Genomic DNA, 23,762 nt, shown 5'->3' on the forward strand with positions numbered 1-23,762 from the left:
ATGAAAAAAATAAAATTTTACAGCTTGCTTTGTGCAGTATTTCTTATGACATCGTGCCAAATGTTTGAGATGGATAATTATGATGAACCAAGTGAAACAATTTGGGGAGAGGTCGTTGATGAGGCAACAGGTAAAAGAGTTCTTACAGATCAAGGAAGTGAAGGAATAAGAGTACGCCTTACTGAGTTAAGTTGGGGAGAAAATGTTCAGCATAACCCTGATTTCTATTGTATGCTTGACGGTACTTTCCGCAATACAAAAATTTTTGAAGGTGATTATAATATTCGTATCGATGGTCCTTTTATTCCGTTAGTGCGTGAAAATACTGATGGTACATTATTATTCGATGGTTCTCAAAATACAAGGATAAGTGGTACTACTAAAGTGAAATTTGAGGTACAGCCTTTTCTTAATGTAGAGTTTGTGGGCGATCCGCAAGTTAGTAATGGTGTAATAAGTGCAAAGGTTAAGGTTACACGAGGAGTTGCGAATGAAATATTTCGTGAAAAAATTGAGCCAATGGGTAATTGGAAAGATGAATATTTAAATGTTACAGATATACAACTGTTTGTAAGTTATTCAAGTACGGTTGGATATCGTGCCCGTGATGATCGCTGGTCGAATAAGATAGAGTATTCTGGGGATGCATTTAATGAACTTTTAGGTCAACCTGTTCAAATAAGTTCAATTGGTAATATCCCTTCAGGAAGAAAAGTATTTATTCGTGCTGCAGCTCGTATAAATTATGACACTCCTGTTGGTAGTGGAACTCGTCGTTGGAATTATAGTGAACCTGTAGAGGTTCTTATACCATAATTTTTTGTCGGCAAGAAAATATAGTCTTATAATATATCTTCTTGCCGATAAATTTATTGGATTTAATACCTGAAAAATAATTTTTAATTATGAAACGCAATTATTTTCTAATAAGCATTCTTGCCATGAGTATTCCAGTTATGGCTCAGACAAACAAGAATGTTAAAACAACTTTTCAAACTTCAAGAGAATGGAAGGCAACAATAGACAATCGCGCTGACGCTGTTATGGTATATGGGGTAGGCGGTAATCCATCTGATAATTCTAAAAAACTTTCATTTGAAGACAGAGTACGGTCATGGAGAGAAAAAGGTTATACCGTACATTTTATGACAGGTATTGCCTGGGGGGAATATCAAGACTATTTTACTGGAGCATGGGATGGAAAATCTCATCTTGACGAAGGTCAGGTTACAATGGCGGGGGATACAATTTGGCATGGACATTTGGTTCCATATATAGTTCCATCAAATAACTTTCTGAAGTACATGAAGGAAAAACATGTGAAAAGAGTTATTGATGCCGGAATTGATGCTATTTTTATGGAAGAACCTGAATTTTGGGCAAGAGCTGGATATAGTGATGCTTTCAAGAAAGAATGGAAAGAGTATTATGGGTTCGACTGGAGACCTCAACATGAATCTCCAGAGAATACTTATCTAGCAAATAAACTGAAATACCATTTGTACTACAGAGCTCTTAATGAAGTCTTTACTTATGCTAAGGAATATGGTAAAAGCAAGGGAATGGATGTAAAATGTTATGTACCTACCCATTCTTTGGTGAATTATTCGCAATGGCAGATTGTAAGTCCTGAGGCTAGTTTGGCTTCATTGCCATGTGTGGATGGCTACATAGCTCAGGTATGGACTGGAACATCACGTGAACCAAATTATTTTGATGGTATTAAGCGTGAACGTGTTTTTGAAAACGCTTATCTGGAATATGGCTCTATGGAGTCGATGACAGCACCTACGGGGCGTAAAATGTTTTTTTTGACTGACCCTATTGAGGATTGGCCTCGTGACTGGGCTGATTATAAGAAAAATTATCAGGCTACTTTTACAGCTCAGCTGTTATATCCTAATATCGCTGATTTTGAAGTAATGCCTTGGCCGGAACGAATCTATGAAGGACTTTATCGCACTAGTGCGAACAGTGACAAAAAAGAACGTATTCCACGGTTTTATTCTACTCAAATGCAGGTCATGATAAATACTCTGAATAAAATGCCTTTGTCTGAGAATAAATTGAATGGCAGCCACGGAATTAGTGTATTGATGTCAAATTCTCTCATGTTCCAGCGTTTCCCTACGCATGATGGATATGAAGATCCTCAGTTGGCTAATTTTTATGGCCTGGCATTGCCTTTACTGAAACGTGGAGTTCCTGTAAAAACAGCTCATATTGAGAATTTGGGGTATAAAGAAACTTTGGCTGATACTAAGATATTATTGATGACTTATTCGAATATGAAACCATTGGAACCGGAAGCACACAGATATTTGGCTCAATGGGTAAAAGATGGTGGCATTTTGATATATAGTGGAACAGATAAGGATCCTTTCCAAAGCGTTAGAGAATGGTGGAATACAGGTGAAAAGAAATATGCAACTCCGTCAGCTCATTTATTTGAGTTACTAGATATTCCGGATTCTGCCCAGGGTGAGTATCGTTGTGGAAAAGGTACGGTATGTGTTTTACGTACAGATCCTAAAGATTATATATTAAACAAAAACGGCGATAAGGAATTCCTGAAATTGCTTTCACGTATGTACCGACAGAATGCTAAGGCTGGAGAACTTGAGTTTAAGAATAATTTTTATCTGGAACGTGGGGCATACGATTTGGTAGCTGTTCTTGATGAAAGCGTAAGTAATGATTCTTATGTCGTAAAAGGCTGTTTGATAGATCTTTTTGATCCTAGTTTACCGGTTATAACCAATAAGAAGGTAAATCCTGGAGAACAAGCTTTTTTGCTCGATGTAAATCGAATAGATAATAAAAAGTTTCCTCAAGTATTGGCATCTGCAAGTCGTGAGGAGAATGAAGAGCGTGGTAAAAGATATTATTCGTACGTAGCAAAATCTCCTTCCGAAACATCGAATATATCTCGTGTCCTGCTGCCTGCATGTCCAAAAAGTGTAAAGATTGATGGTAAGGAAAAAATCGATTTGCAAAATTGGGACAAGCAAAGCAGTACTTATTTGATTGCGTTCGAGAATAATCCTGACGGAGTCAATGTGACATTTGAATGGTGATTTTTAATATTTAATTCTTTGCTTTATAAAAATATTTATGAAAAAAATTTTATTGTCAGCTTTGCTTGCTCCATTTTTCATTTCGTGCAGCACTGAAAAAGCTAATTATGAGATTGTAAAAAATGATTTACGTGCTCCTGCCTATCCGTTGGTAACAATAGATCCTTATACCAGTGCATGGTCAATGAGCGATAATTTATATGATAGCCCTGTATGTCACTGGACAGGCAAAAGTTTTCCTTTTGTCGGAGTAATCAAGGTAGATGGTGTATCATATAGATTTATGGGAACAGAAGATAAAGAGATGATACCTGTTGTACCAACTTCCTTGCAGGGAGATTGGAGTGGTCGTTATACCACTGAAAGGCCAAAAGGGGATTGGACTTCAGAGAACTTCAATGATTCTAGCTGGAAAGTTGATAAAGGTGCATTCGGTACTATGGAGTATGAACCTACAGCCAAGACACAATGGGGAACAAAAAATATTTGGGTACGTCGTTCAGTAAACATAGAACGTGACCTTGATGACTATCCTGTATATTTGGAATTTTCGAATGATGATGATGCTGTTTTCTATATAAATGGAGTAAAAGTTCATAGTACAGGTTCTACATGTTATAAGAATAAACAGATAAAATTGTCGGAAGAAGCAAAATCGGCGTTGAAACCTGGATTAAATATTATTGCTGCAGAATGTGTAAATCCGGTTGGTAATGGATTGTTGGATTTCGGATTACTTATTCCTAAAGATCTTAAGACTTCGTTTGCTCAGACTGCTGTTCAGACTTCTGTTGATGTGCAAGCTACTCAGACTCATTATTCTTTTAATTGTGGCAATGTTGTGGACTTAAAGCTATCATTTGCAGCACCATTGTTTTTGGAAGATTTATCATTAGTGAGCCGTCCTGTAAATTATATTACATATAATGTTACTTCTTTAGATGGGAAAGAACATGATATAGATATATATTTTGAAGCATCGCCTCGTTGGGCTTTGGACCAGCCTCACCAACCTTCTGTAAGCAACGTATATGAACAGGACGGACTGATTTTTATTAAGAGTGGCAGTAAGGAGCAAAATATTCTTGCAAAATCCGGTGATGACTTGCGTATAGATTGGGGCTATTTCTATCTTGTTGGTGACAAGAAAAATACAATATATAATATTGGAAATACAGACGCTTTACGACAGAGTTTTGCAGACGGTACTTTTGCTCAGACTAGTGCTTTAGGTGAAGGCAATATGGCTAATATGGCTTTGGTACGTGATTATGGAAAGGTAAAGGAAGTGGCAGACAAGATTATGATTGGATATGATGATATTTACTCTATACAGTATTTTAATACCAATCTTCGCCCTTATTGGAATAAAAAAGGTGATAAAAAAATTGAATCTGAGTTCCTGACCGCTTTCAGAGATTATGATAAACTGATTTCACGTTGTTACGCTTTTGATAAAGAGTTGATTGAAGAAGCAGCAAATGTAGGAGGAAAAGAGTATGCTGAACTTTGTGCATTAGCTTACCGTCAGTCAATTGCTGCTCATAAACTTGTTGAAGCACCGAATGGTGATTTGTTGTGGCTTTCAAAAGAAAATAACAGTAACGGATGTATAAATACTGTTGACTTGACTTATCCGTCTGCACCATTATTCCTTATTTATAATCCGGACTTGATGAAGGGTATGATGAATGGCATTTTTTATTATAGTGAAAGCGGAAAACATCAAAAACCTTTTGCGGCTCATGATTTGGGAACTTATCCTTTGGCCAACGGTCAGGTATATGGCGGTGACATGCCTGTAGAAGAGAGCGGAAATATGCTTATTGTAGCTGCAGCAATAGCTGCTGTAGAAGGAAATGCTGATTATGCAGCTAAACACTGGGATGTATTGACTACTTGGACTGATTATTTGGTAGAAAAAGGTCTGGACCCTGAGAATCAACTTTGTACTGATGATTTTGCCGGACACTTTGCTCATAATGCAAATCTGTCTATTAAGGCTATTTTGGGTATTGCTTCTTATGGACGTTTGGCTGAAATGCTTGGTAAAAATGATATTGCAAAACATTATATGGCAAAAGCACGCGAGATGGCTGGCGAGTGGGAAAAAATGGCTAATGATGGTGACCATTATAAGCTTACTTTTGACAAATCTGGAACGTGGAGCCAGAAGTACAATCTGGTATGGGATAAAATATTGAAGCTTGGAATCTTCAATCCTCAAATAGCCGAAACAGAAGTCGCTTATTATCTGAATAAAATGAATGTGTATGGCTTGCCACTTGACAGTCGTGAAACTTATACCAAGACAGACTGGGTTATGTGGACAGCAGCTTTATCTAATGATCAGTCCACCTTCCGCAAGTTCATAACACCTATGTATAAGTTTATGAACGAAACCATAGACAGAGTTCCTATGTCTGACTGGGTATTTACTGATAAACCAAATTATAGAGGTTTTAAAGCTCGTTCAGTGGTAGGTGGATACTATATGAGAATGCTTGAGAACAGACTGCTTGGCAAAACGAAAGATAACAACTGATTTGAGTAAAATATAAGCAGTTCTTCCTGTTCAGAAGTTATATGGACAGGAAGAATGCTTTTTATTTCTAATATTTTTAACATTTAATATTATCATGGGAATTAAACAAATATTTTTTACGACTGTTCTTGCGTTAAATAGTTTGATTGTGTTGGGGGAGAGTCTTACTCCTGTTGATTATGTAAATACTCTTGTTGGAACAAAGTCTAAGCATTCACTTTCTACGGGTAATACTTATCCGGCGGTTGCATTACCTTGGGGAATGAACTTCTGGTCGCCACAGACAGGTGTAATGGGCGATGGCTGGGCTTATACTTATGATTCAGATAAAATAAGGGGATTCAAACAGACTCATCAGCCTAGTCCGTGGATTAATGATTATGGACAATTTTCAATTATGCCGGTTACCGGTGCTGTTGTCTTTAATCAGGATGAACGTGCAAGTTGGTTTTCTCATAAAGCAGAAATTGCTACTCCATATTATTATAAAGTATATTTGGCTGATCATGATGTAACGGCGGAGTTTTCTCCTACGGAACGTGCTGCAATATTTCGTTTCACGTTTCCTGAATCAAAAGATTCTTATGTAGTTATAGATGCTTTTGATAATGGTTCGTATATCAAGGTAATTCCATCCGAAAATAAGATTATAGGCTATACTACTAAAAATAGTGGAGGGGTGCCAGAGAATTTTAAAAACTATTTTGTTTTAAAGTTTGACAAGCCTTTCAGCTATGTTGCTACGGTTAAGGATGGAGTGATTGATACCCAGAATACAGAGCAGACAACCAATCATGCAGGTGGAATTATTGGATTTGAAACTGTCCGCGGAGAGCATGTTAATGTAAAAGTGGCATCATCGTTTATCAGTTTTGAACAGGCTGAGTTGAACCTGAGAGAGATTGGAAACCGTACCTTGGAACAGGTTTCTCAAGATGCCAAGGAAGAATGGAATAAAGTATTGGGTCGTATTGAGGTGAAAGATAATAATATAGACAAACTACGTACTTTCTATTCATGTCTTTATCGTTCGGTATTGTTCCCAAGAAGTTTCTATGAGATTGATTCAAAAGGTGACATAGTGCATTATAGTCCTTACAATGGTAAGGTGCTACCAGGCTATATGTTTACTGATACTGGCTTTTGGGATACTTTCCGTTGTTTGTTCCCTTTTCTTAACCTTATGTATCCTTCGATGAATTTAAAAATTCAGGAAGGTCTTGTTAATGCATATAAAGAGAGTGGTTTCTTGCCTGAGTGGGCAAGTCCAGGACATCGTGGCTGCATGGTAGGAAATAATTCAGCTTCTGTAGTTTCTGATGCATGGATAAAAGGCCTACGTGGATATGATATAGAAACTTTGTGGGAAGCCGTTAAGCATGGTGCTGTAAATGTTCATCCGGATGTTCCTTCTACAGGACGTTTGGGATATGAATACTATAATAAATTAGGATATGTCCCTTATAATGTCGGGATTAATGAAAATGCAGCCCGCACATTAGAGTATTCTTATGATGATTGGTGTATTTATCAGTTAGGGTTGTCTTTAGGAAAATCAAAGAAAGAATTGGAACCATTTGCAAAAAGAGCATTGAATTATAGAAATTTGTTTGATAAAGAACATAAACTTATGCGTGGAAAAAATGAGGATGGTAAGTTTCAAACTCCTTTTAATCCTTTGAAATGGGGAGATGCGTTTACCGAAGGAAACAGTTGGCATTATACCTGGTCTGTTTTCCATGACCCTCAAGGCTTGATTGATCTTATGGGAGGAAAAGATGCATTCAATGAAATGCTGGATTCCGTATTTATTTTACCTCCTGTCTTTGATGATAGCTATTATGGTAGCGTTATTCATGAAATACGTGAAATGCAGATAATGAATATGGGAAATTATGCACATGGTAATCAGCCTATACAACACATGATATATCTTTATAATTATTCAGCGCAGCCATGGAAATCTCAATATTGGGTACGTGAGGTTATGGATAGAATGTATAATGCAAATCCAGATGGATATTGTGGAGACGAAGATAATGGTCAGACTTCTGCTTGGTATGTATTCTCTGCAATGGGCTTCTATCCGGTTTGTCCTGGTTCAAACCAATATGTTTTAGGTTCTCCACTATTCCGTTCAATAAAATTACATTTGGAGAATGGTAAAACTGTAACGATATCTGCTCCAGAAAATACTCATTCCTCAAAATATGTACAGAAGTTATATATTGATGGAAATGAATATAATCATAATTACGTTACTCATGAGCAACTGCAAGAAGGTGCTATGCTTGAATTTAAAATGAGTGAAACTCCTAATAAACTTAGAGGTATAGATATAGAAGACGCCCCATATTCTTTCTCTAAGAGTTTAGAAAAATAAGATTTTAATAAAGATGTTTATTCTTTATTGTATATTTGTAAGATATAATGTAATTTAGAAGTAAAAATAAGATCATGAAACACAAAGTATTTATAACTTCATTTTTGTTAAGTTTAGGAGGTTATGCTATTGCTGATACATCTGCTTTTGAAACTGTATCATCAGGATATGTATGTTTAAATGATGCTATATATAAGGATAACCGTCCCGAAGTCGGTCAAAGACTTTTTACGTCGCAGGTTATAGAGAATAAGATAAAGCAAATGCAGAAACTTTTGGCAAATACCAAACTTGCTTGGATGTTTACTAATTGTTTTCCAAATACTCTAGATACAACAGTTCATTTTAGATATTTTGATGATGGCAGACCTGATACCTTTGTATATACAGGTGACATACATGCAATGTGGTTAAGGGATTCTGGTGCACAAGTGTGGCCTTATGTCCAATTTGCAAATGAAGATCCAAAACTGAAAGAGCTTATAGCCGGAGTTATAAACAGGCAGATGGAATGTATATGTATTGACCCTTATGCCAATGCATTTAATGATGGTCCTACAGGTGGGGAATGGATGAGTGACAATACTGATATGTGTCCTGATGTACATGAAAGAAAATGGGAGATTGATTCTTTATGCTATCCAATTCGTTTGGCCTATCATTATTGGAAAATCACAGGTGATACGAGTGTATTTGGTGATAAATGGTTAAGCGCTGTGGAGAAGATTATTGAGACATTCAGAGATCAGCAAAGAACAGATGGAAAAGGCTCATATAAATTTCAGCGTAAAACAGAAAGAGCATTGGATACAATGACAAATAATGGCCTTGGTAATCCTGTTAAGCCAATAGGCCTTATAGCGTCATCATTTAGACCTTCAGACGATGCAACTACTTTCCAGTTTCTTGTACCTTCAAATTTCTTTGCTGTTTCATCACTTCGTAAGGCTGCAGAGATACTGGATAAGGTAAACGATGAAAAGATTTTGTCTAAAAAATGTAAGGTTTTGGCCAATGAGGTAGAAGAAGCATTAAATAAATACGCTATTTATAATCATCCTAAATATGGTAAAATATATGCTTTTGAGGTTGATGGCTTTGGTAATCATATGCTTATGGATGATGCCAATGTTCCAAGTCTTTTGGCAATGCCTTATTTAGGAGATGTAAAGCTTGATGATCCAATTTATCAGAATACACGCCGTTTTGTTTGGAGTGAGGATAATCCGTACTTTTTTAAAGGTAAGGCAGGAGAAGGTATTGGAGGTCCTCATATAGGTTATGACATGGTATGGCCTATGAGTATAATGATGAAAGCTTTTACTAGTACAGATGATGATGAAATAAAAGATTGTATAGAAATGCTTATGAATACTGACGCCGGAACAGGTTTCATTCATGAATCTTTTCATAAGGACGATGCATCTAATTTCACTAGAGCATGGTTTGCTTGGCAAAATTCTCTTTTTGGAGAACTTATAATAAAAATGGTTGATGAAGGTAAATTGAAGCTTTTGAATAGTATAAAGTAGTCTGTATCTTATTGAATAATAAGGTGTAGGTAAAAATATTGATGCGTTTTACTGCTATAATGTTTATGATTTGTTGTTTACATAAAAACAATGATTCTATTGACAGGAACAAGTATATCTATAAAACGAACACATCTTATACAGAAGCTAAGGACAGATAGAATGGTACGGCAGCAATATGGTATCAATCAATATATTGGAATATGGTTATGAATGCCTGCAAACTGGCTTGCAAAACAAATGACAATAAAAGGAAAAAAGAACTACTTGGGCTGAATCGTAAGATATTTGAGGTGTAAACAAATGGAAATATATAGAATTGACAGTGTGACCGCTGTTGTATGAATTTCCACCTTTCTAATAGTCCGAAAAAAACGTGCGCACATTTTATCTAAAACGTGCGCACGTTTTGTATTGAATGTGCGCACGTTTAAAGTTGAACGTGTGCACAATATTTTGGCGGTTTCATCCGAACTCCGTATTCTGTTCCAATTTTCAGTATTGATAAAAAAGAAACCGCCGATAACGATTAGTTATCAGCGGTATTCTTTTTGAGTGATCCGCTTGGGGCTCGAACCCAAGACCCCAACATTAAAAGTGTTGTGCTCTACCTGCTGAGCTAGCGAATCAATCCTGTTTTGCTATCGTTATTTCCCGATTGCGAGTGCAAAGGTATGACTTATTTTTGAAACTGCAAAATATTTGAATGATTTTTTTATAATGAAATTTTAAAAAGTCCTGTAAATCAGGATGAAAAAAATGATAAAATTAAATGGGTTGTGTGATAAACTCTACATAACCGGGAGCAAAAATTATTTTTTTTCGTATAACATAGATATGTTTGATGTAATATTATGTATTTTTGTCGTACTATTATAATATAATAATGTATATATGAAAGTCAGAAAATTTCTTGTTCCATTTATGATTTTATTTCTTGCTTCATGTGGGCAGGAAGAAAAAAAAGCCACAGAGCTGTTCAATAGAGCAGAGGAGTCTTTTAAGTCGGCTAATTATAGTGAGGCTAAACTTCAGATAGATAGTATAAGGAATTTATATCCTAAAGTGTTTGAAGTCCGCAAGAAAGCTGTAAGACTTATGCAGCAGGTTGAATTGGAAGAACAGAAAACATCCCTAGAATATCTTGACAGTATGATGGCGGTAAAGCAGGCTGTTTTGGATTCCATGAAAGTTGCATTTGTACTTGAAAAAGATACGGCATATCAGGAAATAGGAAATTACTTTTATCCGTCGCAAGTTGTTGAAAAAAATATAGGAAGAACATTTTTGAGGGCTTGTGTAAGTGAAAAGGGAGAAATGTCACTCACTTCCATTTATTGTGCAGGCGGTTCTTTAAATCATACATCTGTAAAGGTTAGTTCTGCTGATGCTTTTGCTCAAACACCTGAATCGCCAGATATGTATGTCACTTCGGACTTGGGACGAAAGATTGAAAAGGCAGATTATAAGGTTGGTGCAGACGGTGGTGTCGTTGGGTTTATAATAGCGAATAAGGATGCCAAGTCATTGAAGCTTGAATTTATTGGTGATAGAACTTACAGAACTGTTATGTACTCGCCGGACATCAAGGCAATAGTAGAGGTTAGCAAACTGGCTCAGGTATTGGCTTCGATGGAAAAAATAAGAAAGGAACAGAAAGAGGCTAATTTAAAGATGCAGTTCCTTAATAAGAAGATAGCTGAAACTGTGATAGAGTAAAAATAAAAACGCTTCGATGTTTTAGATAAGAATGCTTTGTAAAACATCGAAGCGTTTTTTATGGGTATTGGAAGTTTATAATCTTTCTGCCACTTTATTCCAGTTGACAAGCGACCAGAAAGCATCAATAAAAGCTGCACGGTTATTTCTGTAGTCAATGTAGTAGGCGTGTTCCCAAACGTCTATAACCATAAGTGGTGTAAAACCTTCGGTGATAGGGTTGCCGGCATTGGCAGTATTCATTATTTTCAGATTGTTTTCATTGTCTTTTACTAGCCAAGTCCATCCTGAGCCGAATACACCTAATGCTGATTTGGTAAATTCTTCTTTGAATTTTTCTATGGAACCAAATGTGGAGTTTATCTTGTCGGACAGTGTTGATGGAATTTCCTTTTGCTCAGGTGTGAGCGACATGAAGAAAAATGTATGGTTCCATGTCTGTGCAGCATTGTTGAATGTTGGTCCTTGGGCGTTACGGATGATGTCTTCCAGGTTCATGTTCTCGAATTGTGTACCTGCTATAAGTTTGTTCAGGTTGTTTACATAGGTTTGCAGGTGCTTGCCATAGTGGTAATCGAAAGTTTCTTTGCTCATTTTAGGAGCTAATGCTTCCATGTCGTAGGGAAGCTTTGGCATTTCGTGAATCATAGTAAAAATGTTTTTAAAATCATTATATTGCAAAGTTATAAACTTTAGTATTATATGTTGTCAAAAGAAGAAGTTATTTATATGTTGTATGGCATAAATCCGGTATATATTTTTCTCTTACATTTTAGCGATGTATTAAATAGTAAAAATGAAGTGGATAATAATTAAAAACTGTAATTAAAAATATCTTATTTTCTTTGGGATTGTTATATATGTATTTTGATTTACACAAAGTATAGGTAAATTGAATTTTTTCTTTCAAAAAGCTGTACTTTTGCAGTAAAGAAAGACATAAAGATATAAATATAACTTTAATACTTTCTAATAGATAGCAATAATCCATGGATATTGGTTTAAATAAGACAAAAGTTCATTTTAAAAAGGTAAAGAGATATGAAAATGATTAAAGGTAGAAAAATGATGTTGCTTTTTGCTATTATTGGATTGGCATCAGCATCGGGTGTTAAGGCGCAGGACAAGGTTGAAGCGTCGGTAGGAGCTGACTTGGTCAGTGGTTACATCTGGCGTGGTCAGGATCTGGGTGGTGTAAGCATTCAGCCGGGAGCAGGACTTTCTTACAAAGGTTTCTCTTTGTCGGCCTGGGGTTCTGTAGGTTTTGAAGGCACAGATACTAAAGAACTTGATTTGACACTGGGATATGAGTATGGTGGTTTTAGTGTCGGAGTGACCGACTATTGGTTTACAAGTGCGGATTCGCCTGCACGTTATTCCGATTATAAGGATGCTCATACATTTGAAGTTGCCTTGGGTTACGATTTCGGACCTGTAGCGGTCAATTGGTTTACTAATTTTGCTGGTTCGGTAGGTGTAAACGAAGATGGTAAAGATGCATATGCTTCATATTTTTCTGTTTCGGCACCTTTCTCATTGGGAGGCATTGATTGGACAGCAGAGATTGGAGCCACTCCTTGGGCTAATGATTTCTATAATGGTTATTCCAACGGTTTTAAAGTTTCTGCCATAAGTCTTCAGGCATCAAAAGAGATAAAGATAACAGACAGTTTTTCTCTTCCGCTTTGGGCACAGGCTATCTGGAATCCTACAACAAAAGGCGCATACTTCGTAGCCGGAATAAGTTTCTGATATCCGGGTATAGCATATACAAATACAATATACATACAATATACAAATACAATAACGAATGAGATTATGAAAAAGATTGAAGCTATTATTCGCCGGACGAAGTTCGACGATGTAAAGGAGGCTCTTCTGAAAGCCGATATAGAATGGTTTTCTTATTACGATGTGAGAGGAGTCGGGAAGACACGCGAGGGACGCATATATCGAGGTGTAGTATATGATACAAGTTCCATAGAGCGCATTTTGATATCTATTGTTGTGAGAAACAAGAATGTGGAAAAAACTGTTGAAGCCATAATGAAAGCCGCACATACAGGCGAGATAGGCGATGGTCGTATTTTCGTAATTCCGGTGGAAGATGCGATTCGCATTCGTACCGGGGAACGTGGAGACATCGCACTCTATAATGCGGAACAGGAGAAATAACCTTGTTCGTCATTCCTTAATATATAATAAAATAACTAAATAAACGAGATAAATTATGGACAAATATATAAAAGGCGGCATGCGTATGTTGCGGTATGCCGTAATGCTTCTGATTATGTTTTGTTGGGTGCCTGATGTGTGTGCGAGTGAAGAAACTGTTGTAACCGAGCCGGTTTTGAATTCCGGCAATACGGCTTGGCTGTTGGTTGCCTCAATATTGGTGTTGTTTATGAGTATTCCCGGTATCGCTTTATTTTATGGCGGTCTGGTTCGACGGAAAAATGTGTTGAGTGTCATCATGCAGACGCTGTTTATTGTTGGTGTAGTCAGTATTTTGTGGGTGGCGTTCGGCTATAGTTGGGCGTTCGATACCAGTTTTGCCGAAACAGGCAATCCGCTGGCGTGTATAATAGGAGGCTTCGACAAGGCTTTCCTTCACGGCATCAGCATCGGCACCCTTACAGCAGGCGATATTCCCGAACTGCTTTTTGCGATGTTTCAATGCATGTTCGCAATTATTACGCCGGCATTGATACTCGGTGCTTTTGCCGAGCGTATAAAGTTTTCCGGATATGTATTGTTTATTACTTTGTGGGTGATTGTAGCTTATTTCCCTATGGCCCATTGGGTGTGGGGTGGAGGATTCCTGCAGGAAATGGGTGCTATCGACTTTGCCGGAGGTACGGTCGTGCATATTAACGCCGGAATTTCCGCATTGGTTATGGCTATCATGCTTGGCAAGCGAATGGATTATAGGGTAGGACACCCCATTACGCCACACAACGTGACTTTCGTTTTTATGGGAACTTCTTTCTTGTGGTTAGGATGGTTCGGATTCAATGCCGGAAGTGGGCTGGCGGCCGACGGACTGGCGGCGAACGCTTTTATGGTGACGCATATTGCCACAGCCGCAGCTGCCATAACCTGGATGGTGATAGATTGGTTTTGCAATAAGAAACCTACTATCATAGGTTCGTGTACAGGAGCTGTGGCCGGACTTGTGGCTATCACTCCCGCAGCCGGTACAGTTGATTTGCTAGGTGCATTGTGTATCGGTATCATTACTTCCGTGGTATGCTTTTTCATGGTTGCCGCTGTAAAGCCTAAGTTTAAATACGATGATGCCCTCGACGCTTTTGGTGTGCATGGAGTTGGTGGTATAATTGGTTCTGTTCTGACAGGTGTGTTTGCTACGCGTTTTATTTCTGGAGAGGACGGCGTGCAGGGTGCTTTGTATGGAGACTGGCATCAGTTGTGGATACAGATTGTGGCTACGGTAGTTTCCATTGTATATAGTGCGGTAGTTACTTTTATCCTGTTCAAGATTGCTGACGCGACAGTTGGCTTGCGTGTTGACAAGCGCGTGGAAGAAGAAGGACTTGATATCTATGAACATGGTGAATCGGCATACAACAGATAATTTATAATTAATAATGAACAATGAATAATTAATAGTGAAGAAGACATCAATTCTTTTTTAATTATTAATTATTCATTGAATAACCTAACAACTAAATAAATATGATTCGTTTTAATGTAGTGGAAAAGGCTTTCCAGACAAAGCCTATGGAGGTAAGCGTTCCGAGCTGCCGTCCGAGTGAGTATTTTGGCAAATACGTATTCAACAGGGAGAAAATGTTCAAGTATCTTCCAAGCACGGTCTATGCTAAGTTGGTAGATGCGATGGATCATGGAGCGGCACTTGACAGACAGACCGCAGACGAAGTGGCGGCAGGTATGAAACGTTGGGCTAGCGAACTTGGTGCAACACATTATACACACTGGTTCCAGCCTCTGACGGAAGGAACAGCCGAGAAGCATGATGCGTTTGTGGAACATGATGGTAAAGGTGGCATGATGGAAGAATTCTCCGGTAAACTTCTTGTACAGCAGGAACCTGATGCGTCATCTTTTCCAAACGGAGGTATAAGAAATACATTCGAGGCTCGTGGATATAGCGCATGGGACCCTTCATCACCGGTTTTTGTAGTTGACGATACATTGTGTATTCCTACTGTATTCATTGCATATACAGGAGAGTCGCTTGACTATAAAGCTCCTTTGCTTAAGGCTCTTAGCGCCGTTGATAAGGCTGCCGTAGCTGTTTGCAAGTATTTTGACACAAACGTGAAAAAGGTGACGGCATTCCTTGGTTGGGAACAGGAGTATTTCCTTGTTGACGAAGGTTTGTATGCAGCTCGTCCGGACTTGTTACTTACAGGACGTACACTTATGGGACATGAGGCTTCTAAAAACCAGCAGCTTGAAGACCATTATTTCGGAGCAATTCCTACCAGAGTCGCAGCATTTATGAAGGATTTGGAGATACAGGCACTAGAACTTGGTATTCCTGTAAAGACACGTCATAATGAAGTTGCTCCTAACCAGTTTGAGCTTGCTCCGATATATGAGGAATGTAATCTGGCTGTTGACCATAATATGCTGGTTATGTCACTTATGCGTAAAGTGGCACGTGCACATGGTTTCAGAGTGTTGCTTCACGAAAAACCTTTTAAGGGTGTTAATGGTTCCGGTAAGCATAACAACTGGTCTTTAGGAACTGATACCGGCGTTCTACTGATGGCTCCAGGAAAGACAACAGAAGAAAACTTGCGTTTCGTTACATTCGTAGTCAATACATTGATGGCTGTTTACAGACATAACGGACTGCTTAAGGCTTCTATCATGAGTGCTACTAACGCTCATCGTCTGGGAGCAAACGAGGCACCTCCAGCAATCATTTCTTCTTTCCTTGGCTCACAGTTAAGCAAAGTTCTTGACCATATAGAGGAAAATGCCAATGAAGATTTAGTATCATTGGGAGGAAAGCAAGGAATGAAACTTGACATACCTCAGATTCCTGAACTGTTGATAGATAATACAGACCGTAACCGTACTTCACCTTTCGCGTTTACCGGAAACAGATTTGAATTCCGTGCAGTAGGTTCTGAAGCCAACTGTGCAAGTGCCATGATTGCATTGAATACAGCAGTTGCAGAACAGCTTGTCATATTCAAGAAAGAAGTGGATGACCTGATTGAAAAAGGCGAACCGAAAGTTTCTGCTTTGTTACAGGTATTGCGTAAATACATAAAAGAAAGTAAACCTATCCGTTTCGACGGTAATGGTTACAGTGACGAATGGAAAGAAGAAGCTCTCAAGCGTGGATTGGACTGCGAAACCAGCTGTCCGGTTATCTTCGATAACTATCTGAAACCTGAAAGTGTAGCGATGTTTGAGTCAACAGGCGTAATGACACGTAAGGAACTTGAAGCACGCAATGAGGTAAAATGGGAGACTTATACCAAGAAAATTCAAATTGAGGCACGTGTTCTGGGAGACTTGGTTATGAATCATGTAGTGCCTGTAGCTATCAGCTATCAGACAAAACTTATTGATAATGTATTCAAGATGAAAAGTTTGTTCCCAGCTGAAGAAGCAGAAAGACTGTCTGCTGGAAATGTGGCTATCATTAAGGAAATTTCAGAACGCACTGCATATATAAAAGAACACGTTGACTCTATGGTAGAGGCTCGTAAGGTGGCTAATAAGATTACTTCCGAACGCGAGAAAGCCATAGCTTATCACGATAACATCGCTCCAATGCTTGAACTTATCCGTTATCATATAGATAAGTTGGAACTGATTGTCGATGACCAGATGTGGACTTTACCTAAGTATCGTGAGTTATTGTTCATACGATAACATATACGATTCTCTATTTATTGGTTGTTTAATTCAGAGAAAGAGCCGGTACGCCGTGATGGTGTATCGGCTCTGTTGTTATGATATATAAAAGTATTAAAGGAGATAAAGTGTTGAGCTTTATCTCCTTTAACTTCTTTATCTCCTTTACTGTTTTATTTATTGTTCCAATAAGAAACTTTTCAACTCATTCGCATCATCGGCAATGAAATCCGGTTGGTATGCTTCAAGTTCTGTTCTAGGACGGAATCCCCAGCTTACTCCAACAGTTTTTACTCCTGCATTTTTACCAGTTTCCATGTCAACGCATGAATCGCCAACGTACACGATTTCTTCTTTGCATATGCCTGCATGTTCTGATATCTCATTTACTATTGTTGGGTCCGGTTTTGATGGAACTCCATCACGCTGCCCGAGTATTTCGCAGAAGTTTATGTCAGGAAAATACTGTCTTACCAGCTTTACGGCTGCTGCCTGATATTTATTTGAAGCTACTGCTATCTGTATGTTGTTTTTCTGCAGATCTGCCAGAAGACAGTTCATTCCAGGATAAGGTTTGCTCAGATCTGAATTGTGCGCATCGTAATAAGGCACAAACTCAGAGCGTATTTTCATAACATATTCATCGTTTTTCTTATCTTCCGGCAATGCACGTTCGAATAGCTTGTTTATTCCGTTTCCTACGAAAAACTTATATTCCTCTTCATTATGTGTAGGAAGTCCATATTGCTCAAGTGCATAGTTGGTAGCCGCAGCCAGGTCGGCTATTGTGTTCAGTAATGTGCCGTCTAAATCGAATATTACAAGTTTCATGAATAAAGAATTTTCTTTTTGTTTGATTATCCTATAGTTTATAAATCGACTGCAAACTTAGTTAAATCGTTTGATTTGTTATATCTTTGTGACTGTAAAAAGTTATAAAATTATGAAAACACATAGGTCGGGTATATTATTGTTGGTAATTTGTGGGCTTCTTGCATTGGGAAATTTTCCATTGATGGCGCAGGACGGGGCTGACTGGAGTTCATGGACATCTGTAGCTGTAAATCATAAGTTTAATAAGAATCTTAGACTTATGTCGAAAGTGCAAGTCAGGTCAAGGGATAATTTCAGTGCTTTTGAGAGATTTTTTATAAATGCCGGATTGGGTTACAAGGTTCTGCCTAAATGGGAACTGAAAGGTGTCTTTGCCTATCATCGCAGGAACAGTGCTTCGAAGGGTAACTTCAATGCCTACAGGTATCATCTGGGCTCGGAAGCATTCTGGAAGAAGGGCGATTTCAGAATCCGCTGGAGGGAGAGGTTTCAACATACATTCGCTTTAGGCGATGATGAGATGATAATTCGTTCCAGACTGATGTTTGACTATAATATACCATCAACTATATTGGTCCCGTATTTTTCAATTGAGACCTTCAATGATTTGGAGAATAATGATGCTTTCAAAGCTGAAAGAATCCGCTATATGCCGGGATTAAGGATGAATCTTACTGATATGTATTCATTATCGGTTTTTTATTGCAGGCAGGATGATATTTCCACAAAGACCAATATTGCCGGTGTGGAGTTTATAATCAATTTGTGATAGATTAAAAAACATTTAGTATCAAACTAACAACTAAAATAATACTTTAATTTATGAGTTTTCTTGATTTGGTAAATAAGCGTTATTCTGTACGTTCATACGAAGAACGTCAGATTGAGAAAGAGAAGATAGATTATATCATGGAATGTGTTCGTATGGCTCCGTCAGCTGTGAACTTTCAGCCGTGGAAATTCTATATTGTAACGGATAAAGATAAGCTGAATGATATAAAGTCAACTTACAAGCGTGAATGGATAATGTCTGCTCCATGTATTATTGTGGCATGTGCCAAACATGATGAGTCATGGCATCGTCGTTCGGACAATAAGGATCATGCAGATATTGATCTGGCAATAGCTATCGAGCATCTGTGTCTTGCTGCTGCGGAACAGGGGCTAGGTACTTGCTGGGTATGTAATTTCGATGCTGCACTCTGCCATCAGTTGATGTCATTGCCTGAGGAGATGGAGCCGGTTGCTCTAATTCCTGTGGGTTATACACCTGATACTGAAATACCGGAGAAGAAAAGAAAGGATATGGATGAAATCTGTACTTATTTATAGTTGACAAGGTTTCAGTTACAAGTTGACCAGGTTTTAGCTTAGCTGACTGTTGGCTGACTCCGTAGATTCTCAATTCATTCGGATGGAGAACCTTGTCAACTCGTCAACTTGTCATCTGAGAAATTCTTAAAATAAGCTCGCCGAAACTGCCGCAACTATAGTTCTTTTCATCAATATGTAATTGCATTTCTGATGATGACAGGACTTTAAGTTCCGGCAGTTTTTTGTCTTCCTGTGCAGCCTGTTTGTCCAGACACAGAAATCCGTGGCGGTTCAGTGCGTTCTGTGTCCAGTGTTTAAGTATCTGGTCGTCTGTATATAGTATGATGGAACGGTCGGCTTTCACGGTAGGGGAGTATCCTCCGTGCATAAGGTCGAATTTAATTTCTGCTTCAGGAAAAAGCCGGTCCATCTGTCCGGATAATATTATATCTTCCGTCACTCCGGAATGTATTCCGTTTTTAGGAGTGAGCAGCCATAGATAGTCGGCTGTAACCAGCGCCTGCTCTATGTCGTGGGTGGAGAGTAATATGGCTTTGTTTTCTTCATGCGCCAGGCGGTGGAGCAATGTGAGTATTTCTATTCTGCTTACTGCATCAAGGAATGCGGTCGGTTCGTCAAGGAGTATTATCGGACATTCCTGTACTATGGCTTTGGCTATCATGGCCTTTTGGCGTTCTCCGTCAGAGAGATTGGTAGTATAAGTTTCTGCTTTATGGCTTATTCCTGTAAGATGCAGCGCATGGTCTATTATTTCTTTGTCATAGGCAGACAAGCGTCCGAAGAAACCGGTGTGCGGCTGGCGTCCAAGGGCTACAAGCTGTCGTACCGTCAATGCCCCTGCAAAAATCCTTTCCGTCAGTACAAGTCCGATGGTGCGCGACAGTTCCTTTTCCGAATATCTTTCTACCGGTTTGTCCATAATGTTGAGGCTACCGTCCAATATAGGTTGCGATGCTGAGATTGTACGCAGGAGAGTTGACTTTCCCGCACCGTTCGGACCAAGCAGACATGTCAGGTTGCCTCCCTTCAGTGTGAAGTTGAGGTTGGACTGTACGGTAGTTTTCCTGTTTTTCGTGTGGTAGCCGATACTCAGATTGGTAGCTGTAATCACATCGTTGTTTTCCATCAGTTAAAGTATTGTATTTTCTTCTGGTTTATAATTACATATATTATTACCGGAGCTCCGAGTACCGGTGTTACGGCATTTATCGGTATGATACCATTCTCTCCCGGAAGTATGCTCACTATCGAACATAACAGAGCCATTGCTGCTCCACAGAGTGCGGTTGTGGGGAGAAGTGAGTTATGGTTTGATGTTCCTAGCAGAAGCCGTGCAATATGAGGTACAGCCAGCCCGATAAACGAAATCGGTCCGCAGAACGCAGTTGTTACGGCAGTCAGTATTCCTGTTGACAGCAGGAGCATATTCCTTGTTCGGCGGATATTTACGCCAAGATTTTCCGCATATCTAGTTCCCAGCAAAAGAGCATTCATAGGCTTTATGAGCATTACGGATATTGCCAGCCCTATTAATATCATTGAGGAGAAGGTAGGAAGTTGAGTGAGCGATACACCTCCGAAATTTCCCATTCCCCATGTGACGTAGGAGTGTACTCCTTCGGCTGTAGAGAAGAAGTTTAGCAGTGATATTGCAGATGAAGTGACGTACCCTGTCATAATTCCGGCTATCAGAAGCATGACGTTGTTCTTTATCAGTGTGGATAGAAACAGGATGAATGCCATTATGGCGAATGCGCCTGCCATGGCTCCAGCGATGACTGACAGAAATCCGCCGAGACTGATGGTAGATACCGTTATGCTTCCTCCCATACCAAGTATTACCAGTGCGGCTCCTAGACTGGAGCCGGAACTTATTCCCAGTATGGAGGAATCTGCAAGAGGATTGTTGAATACAGTCTGCAGCATAAGTCCGGACACGGCAAGTGCGGCTCCGGTTAGTATAGCGGTAATGGTCTGTGGTACACGCGACTGCAGGACAATGTAAGTCCAGCTGGCTTTTTCCGCCTCTCCACCTGAAAGTATATCGGTAACTACAGATGCCGGAATACTGACTGAACCATAATACAGACTTATGGCGGCAAGGGTTACAGTCAAGATGGCAAGCAGTGCGATATATATGGTATTCCTGTTTCTCAAAATTTTATTCTTTAATAGACGAGTAATCAAAATCAACAGTTAAAACTTCAATTCTGTATAATACAGTGTCTTTTCATTTTTCATAATTTCCGGATGGAAGATTATAATCAGGTCTCTGAGCAGAGTCTCCGGATGAAAAGGCGTCTCTTCGTAAAAGTTTACGTACGAGGTATTGCATCCAAAGATACGTTTATTTTTCCACGCGTCAAAATTGGTATATGGAGAGTAGTCGTTTTTCAGTTCGGAGTATGTCTTATCCTGTTTCTGATTATACTTTATGAGCCAGAAGTCAGCTTTCTGACCTTTGTCCAGAACTGTCTCAAACGACATAGGCACTGAGCCGCTTTCCTTTGTATAGCTGAATATGTAGTCTCCTCCGGCATCGTTTATCATCCTGGCCATGGTGCTTCTTCCTCCGGGAACATACCATGCAGATGAATATTTCAATTCAGTAATCACAGTAGGGCGGTCGTGGACATCTTTTGTCATATGTTTCAGAGTGAGATATTGTTTCTCTATTTTTCTGAACAGTGAGTCAGTCTCTTCCTCTTTACCTGTAAGGAGTCCATAAAACTTCATCCATTCTGCTCTGCCTAGGGGAGATGTCTCCATATAGTCGGCACATTCTATGATGGGTATTCCTATACTTTCTATTCTTCCGTACCCGCCGCTATTCTCAAAAGGAGAGAGCAGTACCGCATCGGCATTGAGGTCGATAATCTTTTCTATGTCGGGACTCATTGAAGAGCCGCAGTCGGCTATGAAGCCACCTTCGTACATCTCCTTTATCTGTGGATGCTTGATATACTGAATGTCGCACACTCCGGCTATGGATTTGATAGCTCCTGTTTCGGCCAAGAGGGAGTTGTGAACAGATGAGTAAACAATGGCATTATTTAAAGGAGTACGAACTATAGTTCCTTCGGGCAGATTGCCGGTGTTGGTATTGTCTCTGTCTGTCAGTATGTACGTATGCAGAGTTTTCAGTGTATCCCATGGATTGCGCAGTTCCACTTTGGTATAATCCTTGAATTTCAGAATTCTGATGTTTTCCGCATAACTGAATTTTACTGTATCGACAGGAGTTTCAGAATGCGAGGAAGTCCTGCTTCCTCCGCTGCATGCAGAGAGAAGCAGGACTAATGTTACTATATTGGCAGATAGTAAAAATGATTTCTTCATTATAATAATGATGCAGATATTTCTTCTTTTGGCTGTTATTCTGTTACAAAACGTATTCCTGTAGTGTATTGACCGGCTTCAAATTGAGATTTTTTGTTGCCGTTTTTGTCGTACACATATACGTCGTTCAACGCTCCGTATGGCTGGTTTATTATGTACACATCTTCTGTCTCAGGGTCAACAGCTATACCGCCTGGGTTTGGTATGTCGCTGAATTTTACGAATTCTGTCTCTTTACTGGTCTTGATATCATATACGAAACACTTTGCTCTTTCCGGCAGATGGTACTCAGAGTAGAGAATATACATCTTGTCGCCATTGTTGGCTATGTATGAAGCGTTGCATAGTTCCTCAACCTGATATGTATCTGGATTTATACGTTGCATAGTTCCGTAGATATAATCCTCCTCTTCTAGTCCTTCAGATCCGGCATAGTTACCATTTGATACAATATACACAAATCCGTCGCTACCCACAATGCTTTGCGTATAAGGATTAAGCAAAACTGTAATATCCTCGACTTTGGTCATGGTCTTTGCATCTACTACCGCAACTGTATTTCCCATACCATATCCGGAGATATTTACGAAGATTTTTCCCTTGGTGTATGACAATCCCTCCGGATAATCCCCTACATTTACAGAAGAAACTATTTCTTGAGACAGGGTATCAAGTTTGGAAACAGTACCGTCGTATGCAGTAAAGAATACAAATCCGTCGCCTGCTGTGGCAAATCTTGGTTGCAGAGGTTTATTGTCGGACGTTGTAAGTGGCATGCTTTTTATTATTTTTCCTTCCTTGTCCAGTATCTCTATTTTTGAAGAAGTGGTGCTTACTGCATATAGTTTAGAGCCATAAACACATAAGTCCTGAAGGTCACCTATTCCTTTGCCGTTACTTGCTGCATAAATATCAGATGACGCTGTGCCTTTGTCTATATCGTACCATTGTATTGAACCGTCATTGGCACCCCAGTTGCCAGTGTTAATTATGTATGCTCCTGTGGTGATTACAGGTTTTTCTGTTCCACCATCAATTCCCGGTTCATCGTTATTACATGATGTCATTGCAGTGATAAGAAACATAGTTGCTGTAAGATAAATGAATTTCAATTTCATAATGTTCTGTTTTTATTT

The 23,762-nt window shown here is 39.0% G+C and carries 18 protein-coding genes and 1 tRNA gene; 12 read left to right on the forward strand and 7 right to left on the reverse strand.

Annotated features, from left to right (window positions below):
* The 5 genes from NW213_RS03585 (at nucleotide 1) to NW213_RS03605 (ending at nucleotide 9,537) form a co-directional block, all read left to right on the forward strand.
* Nucleotides 1–816 carry a DUF3823 domain-containing protein gene (locus NW213_RS03585; protein WP_258321866.1) on the forward strand — a complete coding sequence of 272 codons (816 nt, stop codon included), beginning with the start codon at nucleotides 1–3 and terminating at the stop codon, nucleotides 814–816.
* Nucleotides 817–905: 89 nt separating this feature from the next.
* A complete protein-coding gene (locus tag NW213_RS03590) occupies nucleotides 906–3,077 on the forward strand; it encodes a hypothetical protein (RefSeq protein ID WP_258321867.1) in 2,172 nt (723 codons plus the stop codon).
* 37 nt (nucleotides 3,078–3,114) lie between these two features.
* Entirely contained in the window at nucleotides 3,115–5,622 is a 2,508-nt protein-coding gene (locus NW213_RS03595; RefSeq protein ID WP_258321868.1) for a glutaminase domain-containing protein, read from the forward strand.
* 94 nt (nucleotides 5,623–5,716) lie between these two features.
* The gene (locus NW213_RS03600; RefSeq protein WP_204390569.1) at nucleotides 5,717–8,005 is read left to right on the forward strand and encodes a GH92 family glycosyl hydrolase; all 2,289 of its coding nucleotides are present in this window, start codon (nucleotides 5,717–5,719) and stop codon (nucleotides 8,003–8,005) included.
* A gap of 74 nt (nucleotides 8,006–8,079) precedes the next feature.
* The gene (locus NW213_RS03605; RefSeq protein WP_204390570.1) at nucleotides 8,080–9,537 is read left to right on the forward strand and encodes a glycoside hydrolase family 125 protein; all 1,458 of its coding nucleotides are present in this window, start codon (nucleotides 8,080–8,082) and stop codon (nucleotides 9,535–9,537) included.
* Nucleotides 9,538–10,093: 556 nt separating this feature from the next.
* Here NW213_RS03605 and NW213_RS03615 read toward each other — a convergent pair.
* A tRNA-Lys gene (locus tag NW213_RS03615) sits at nucleotides 10,094–10,166 on the reverse strand.
* A gap of 265 nt (nucleotides 10,167–10,431) precedes the next feature.
* Between NW213_RS03615 and NW213_RS03620 the strand changes: the two genes are divergently transcribed.
* Nucleotides 10,432–11,256, forward strand: coding sequence for a hypothetical protein (locus tag NW213_RS03620; protein ID WP_204390571.1), 825 nt, complete (start codon nucleotides 10,432–10,434; stop codon nucleotides 11,254–11,256).
* A gap of 75 nt (nucleotides 11,257–11,331) precedes the next feature.
* On the opposite strand, the gene NW213_RS03625 is transcribed toward NW213_RS03620, so the two are convergent.
* Nucleotides 11,332–11,904 carry a superoxide dismutase gene (locus tag NW213_RS03625; RefSeq protein WP_258321869.1) on the reverse strand — a complete coding sequence of 191 codons (573 nt, stop codon included), beginning with the start codon at nucleotides 11,902–11,904 and terminating at the stop codon, nucleotides 11,332–11,334.
* Nucleotides 11,905–12,303: 399 nt separating this feature from the next.
* On the opposite strand from NW213_RS03625, the gene NW213_RS03630 reads away from it, so the two are divergent.
* The 4 genes from NW213_RS03630 (at nucleotide 12,304) to NW213_RS03645 (ending at nucleotide 17,136) form a co-directional block, all read left to right on the forward strand.
* A complete protein-coding gene (locus tag NW213_RS03630) occupies nucleotides 12,304–13,008 on the forward strand; it encodes a hypothetical protein (RefSeq protein WP_375338106.1) in 705 nt (234 codons plus the stop codon).
* A gap of 66 nt (nucleotides 13,009–13,074) precedes the next feature.
* Entirely contained in the window at nucleotides 13,075–13,431 is a 357-nt protein-coding gene (locus NW213_RS03635; RefSeq protein WP_154043244.1) for a P-II family nitrogen regulator, read from the forward strand.
* A 115-nt stretch (nucleotides 13,432–13,546) separates the two neighbouring features.
* Nucleotides 13,547–14,851: an ammonium transporter gene (locus tag NW213_RS03640; protein WP_154043360.1), complete on the forward strand. Its 1,305-nt coding sequence runs from the start codon at nucleotides 13,547–13,549 to the stop codon at nucleotides 14,849–14,851.
* A gap of 101 nt (nucleotides 14,852–14,952) precedes the next feature.
* Complete coding sequence (locus tag NW213_RS03645) at nucleotides 14,953–17,136, forward strand: glutamine synthetase III (protein WP_375338103.1); 2,184 nt, start codon at nucleotides 14,953–14,955, stop codon at nucleotides 17,134–17,136.
* Between the two features lie 159 nt (nucleotides 17,137–17,295).
* Here NW213_RS03645 and NW213_RS03650 read toward each other — a convergent pair whose 3' ends face one another.
* Complete coding sequence (locus NW213_RS03650) at nucleotides 17,296–17,949, reverse strand: HAD family hydrolase (RefSeq protein WP_258321870.1); 654 nt, start codon at nucleotides 17,947–17,949, stop codon at nucleotides 17,296–17,298.
* A gap of 112 nt (nucleotides 17,950–18,061) precedes the next feature.
* Between NW213_RS03650 and NW213_RS03655 the strand changes: the two genes are divergently transcribed.
* A complete protein-coding gene (locus tag NW213_RS03655; RefSeq protein ID WP_258321871.1) occupies nucleotides 18,062–18,721 on the forward strand; it encodes a DUF2490 domain-containing protein in 660 nt (219 codons plus the stop codon).
* 53 nt (nucleotides 18,722–18,774) lie between these two features.
* Nucleotides 18,775–19,284 (forward strand): nitroreductase family protein, encoded by a 510-nt coding sequence (locus NW213_RS03660; protein ID WP_235339728.1) that lies wholly within the window; start codon nucleotides 18,775–18,777, stop codon nucleotides 19,282–19,284.
* Between the two features lie 103 nt (nucleotides 19,285–19,387).
* Here NW213_RS03660 and NW213_RS03665 read toward each other — a convergent pair whose 3' ends face one another.
* Genes NW213_RS03665 through NW213_RS03680 form a run of 4 tightly spaced genes read right to left on the reverse strand, consistent with a single transcriptional unit; the run spans nucleotide 19,388 to nucleotide 23,744 of the window.
* Nucleotides 19,388–20,413: an ABC transporter ATP-binding protein gene (locus NW213_RS03665; protein ID WP_258321872.1), complete on the reverse strand. Its 1,026-nt coding sequence runs from the start codon at nucleotides 20,411–20,413 to the stop codon at nucleotides 19,388–19,390.
* Nucleotides 20,413–21,426 carry an iron chelate uptake ABC transporter family permease subunit gene (locus tag NW213_RS03670; protein ID WP_375338107.1) on the reverse strand — a complete coding sequence of 338 codons (1,014 nt, stop codon included), beginning with the start codon at nucleotides 21,424–21,426 and terminating at the stop codon, nucleotides 20,413–20,415. The genes NW213_RS03665 and NW213_RS03670 overlap by 1 nt, the downstream gene beginning before the upstream one ends.
* A gap of 57 nt (nucleotides 21,427–21,483) precedes the next feature.
* Complete coding sequence (locus NW213_RS03675; RefSeq protein ID WP_258321874.1) at nucleotides 21,484–22,626, reverse strand: ABC transporter substrate-binding protein; 1,143 nt, start codon at nucleotides 22,624–22,626, stop codon at nucleotides 21,484–21,486.
* Nucleotides 22,627–22,661: 35 nt separating this feature from the next.
* Complete coding sequence (locus NW213_RS03680; RefSeq protein ID WP_204390579.1) at nucleotides 22,662–23,744, reverse strand: YncE family protein; 1,083 nt, start codon at nucleotides 23,742–23,744, stop codon at nucleotides 22,662–22,664.
* Nucleotides 23,745–23,762 lie beyond the last annotated feature (18 nt).

Source organism: Bacteroides sp. ET336 (assembly GCF_024733815.1).
In the GTDB taxonomy this organism is placed as follows: Bacteria; Bacteroidota; Bacteroidia; order Bacteroidales; family Bacteroidaceae; genus Phocaeicola; species Phocaeicola cellulolyticus.

Excerpts from the sequence above, each read along its gene's own strand:
- NW213_RS03585 (WP_258321866.1), top strand. The coding sequence starts at position 1 with ATGAAAAAAATAAAATTTTACAGCTTGCTTTGTGCAGTATTTCTTATG.
- NW213_RS03590 (WP_258321867.1), top strand. The coding sequence starts at position 906 with ATGAAACGCAATTATTTTCTAATAAGCATTCTTGCCATGAGTATTCCA.
- NW213_RS03595 (WP_258321868.1), top strand. The coding sequence starts at position 3,115 with ATGAAAAAAATTTTATTGTCAGCTTTGCTTGCTCCATTTTTCATTTCG.
- NW213_RS03600 (WP_204390569.1), top strand. The coding sequence starts at position 5,717 with ATGGGAATTAAACAAATATTTTTTACGACTGTTCTTGCGTTAAATAGT.
- NW213_RS03605 (WP_204390570.1), top strand. The coding sequence starts at position 8,080 with ATGAAACACAAAGTATTTATAACTTCATTTTTGTTAAGTTTAGGAGGT.
- NW213_RS03620 (WP_204390571.1), top strand. The coding sequence starts at position 10,432 with ATGAAAGTCAGAAAATTTCTTGTTCCATTTATGATTTTATTTCTTGCT.
- NW213_RS03625 (WP_258321869.1), bottom strand. The coding sequence starts at position 11,904 with ATGATTCACGAAATGCCAAAGCTTCCCTACGACATGGAAGCATTAGCT.
- NW213_RS03630 (WP_375338106.1), top strand. The coding sequence starts at position 12,304 with ATGATTAAAGGTAGAAAAATGATGTTGCTTTTTGCTATTATTGGATTG.
- NW213_RS03635 (WP_154043244.1), top strand. The coding sequence starts at position 13,075 with ATGAAAAAGATTGAAGCTATTATTCGCCGGACGAAGTTCGACGATGTA.
- NW213_RS03640 (WP_154043360.1), top strand. The coding sequence starts at position 13,547 with ATGTTTTGTTGGGTGCCTGATGTGTGTGCGAGTGAAGAAACTGTTGTA.
- NW213_RS03645 (WP_375338103.1), top strand. The coding sequence starts at position 14,953 with ATGATTCGTTTTAATGTAGTGGAAAAGGCTTTCCAGACAAAGCCTATG.
- NW213_RS03650 (WP_258321870.1), bottom strand. The coding sequence starts at position 17,949 with ATGAAACTTGTAATATTCGATTTAGACGGCACATTACTGAACACAATA.
- NW213_RS03655 (WP_258321871.1), top strand. The coding sequence starts at position 18,062 with ATGAAAACACATAGGTCGGGTATATTATTGTTGGTAATTTGTGGGCTT.
- NW213_RS03660 (WP_235339728.1), top strand. The coding sequence starts at position 18,775 with ATGAGTTTTCTTGATTTGGTAAATAAGCGTTATTCTGTACGTTCATAC.
- NW213_RS03665 (WP_258321872.1), bottom strand. The coding sequence starts at position 20,413 with ATGGAAAACAACGATGTGATTACAGCTACCAATCTGAGTATCGGCTAC.
- NW213_RS03675 (WP_258321874.1), bottom strand. The coding sequence starts at position 22,626 with ATGAAGAAATCATTTTTACTATCTGCCAATATAGTAACATTAGTCCTG.
- NW213_RS03680 (WP_204390579.1), bottom strand. The coding sequence starts at position 23,744 with ATGAAATTGAAATTCATTTATCTTACAGCAACTATGTTTCTTATCACT.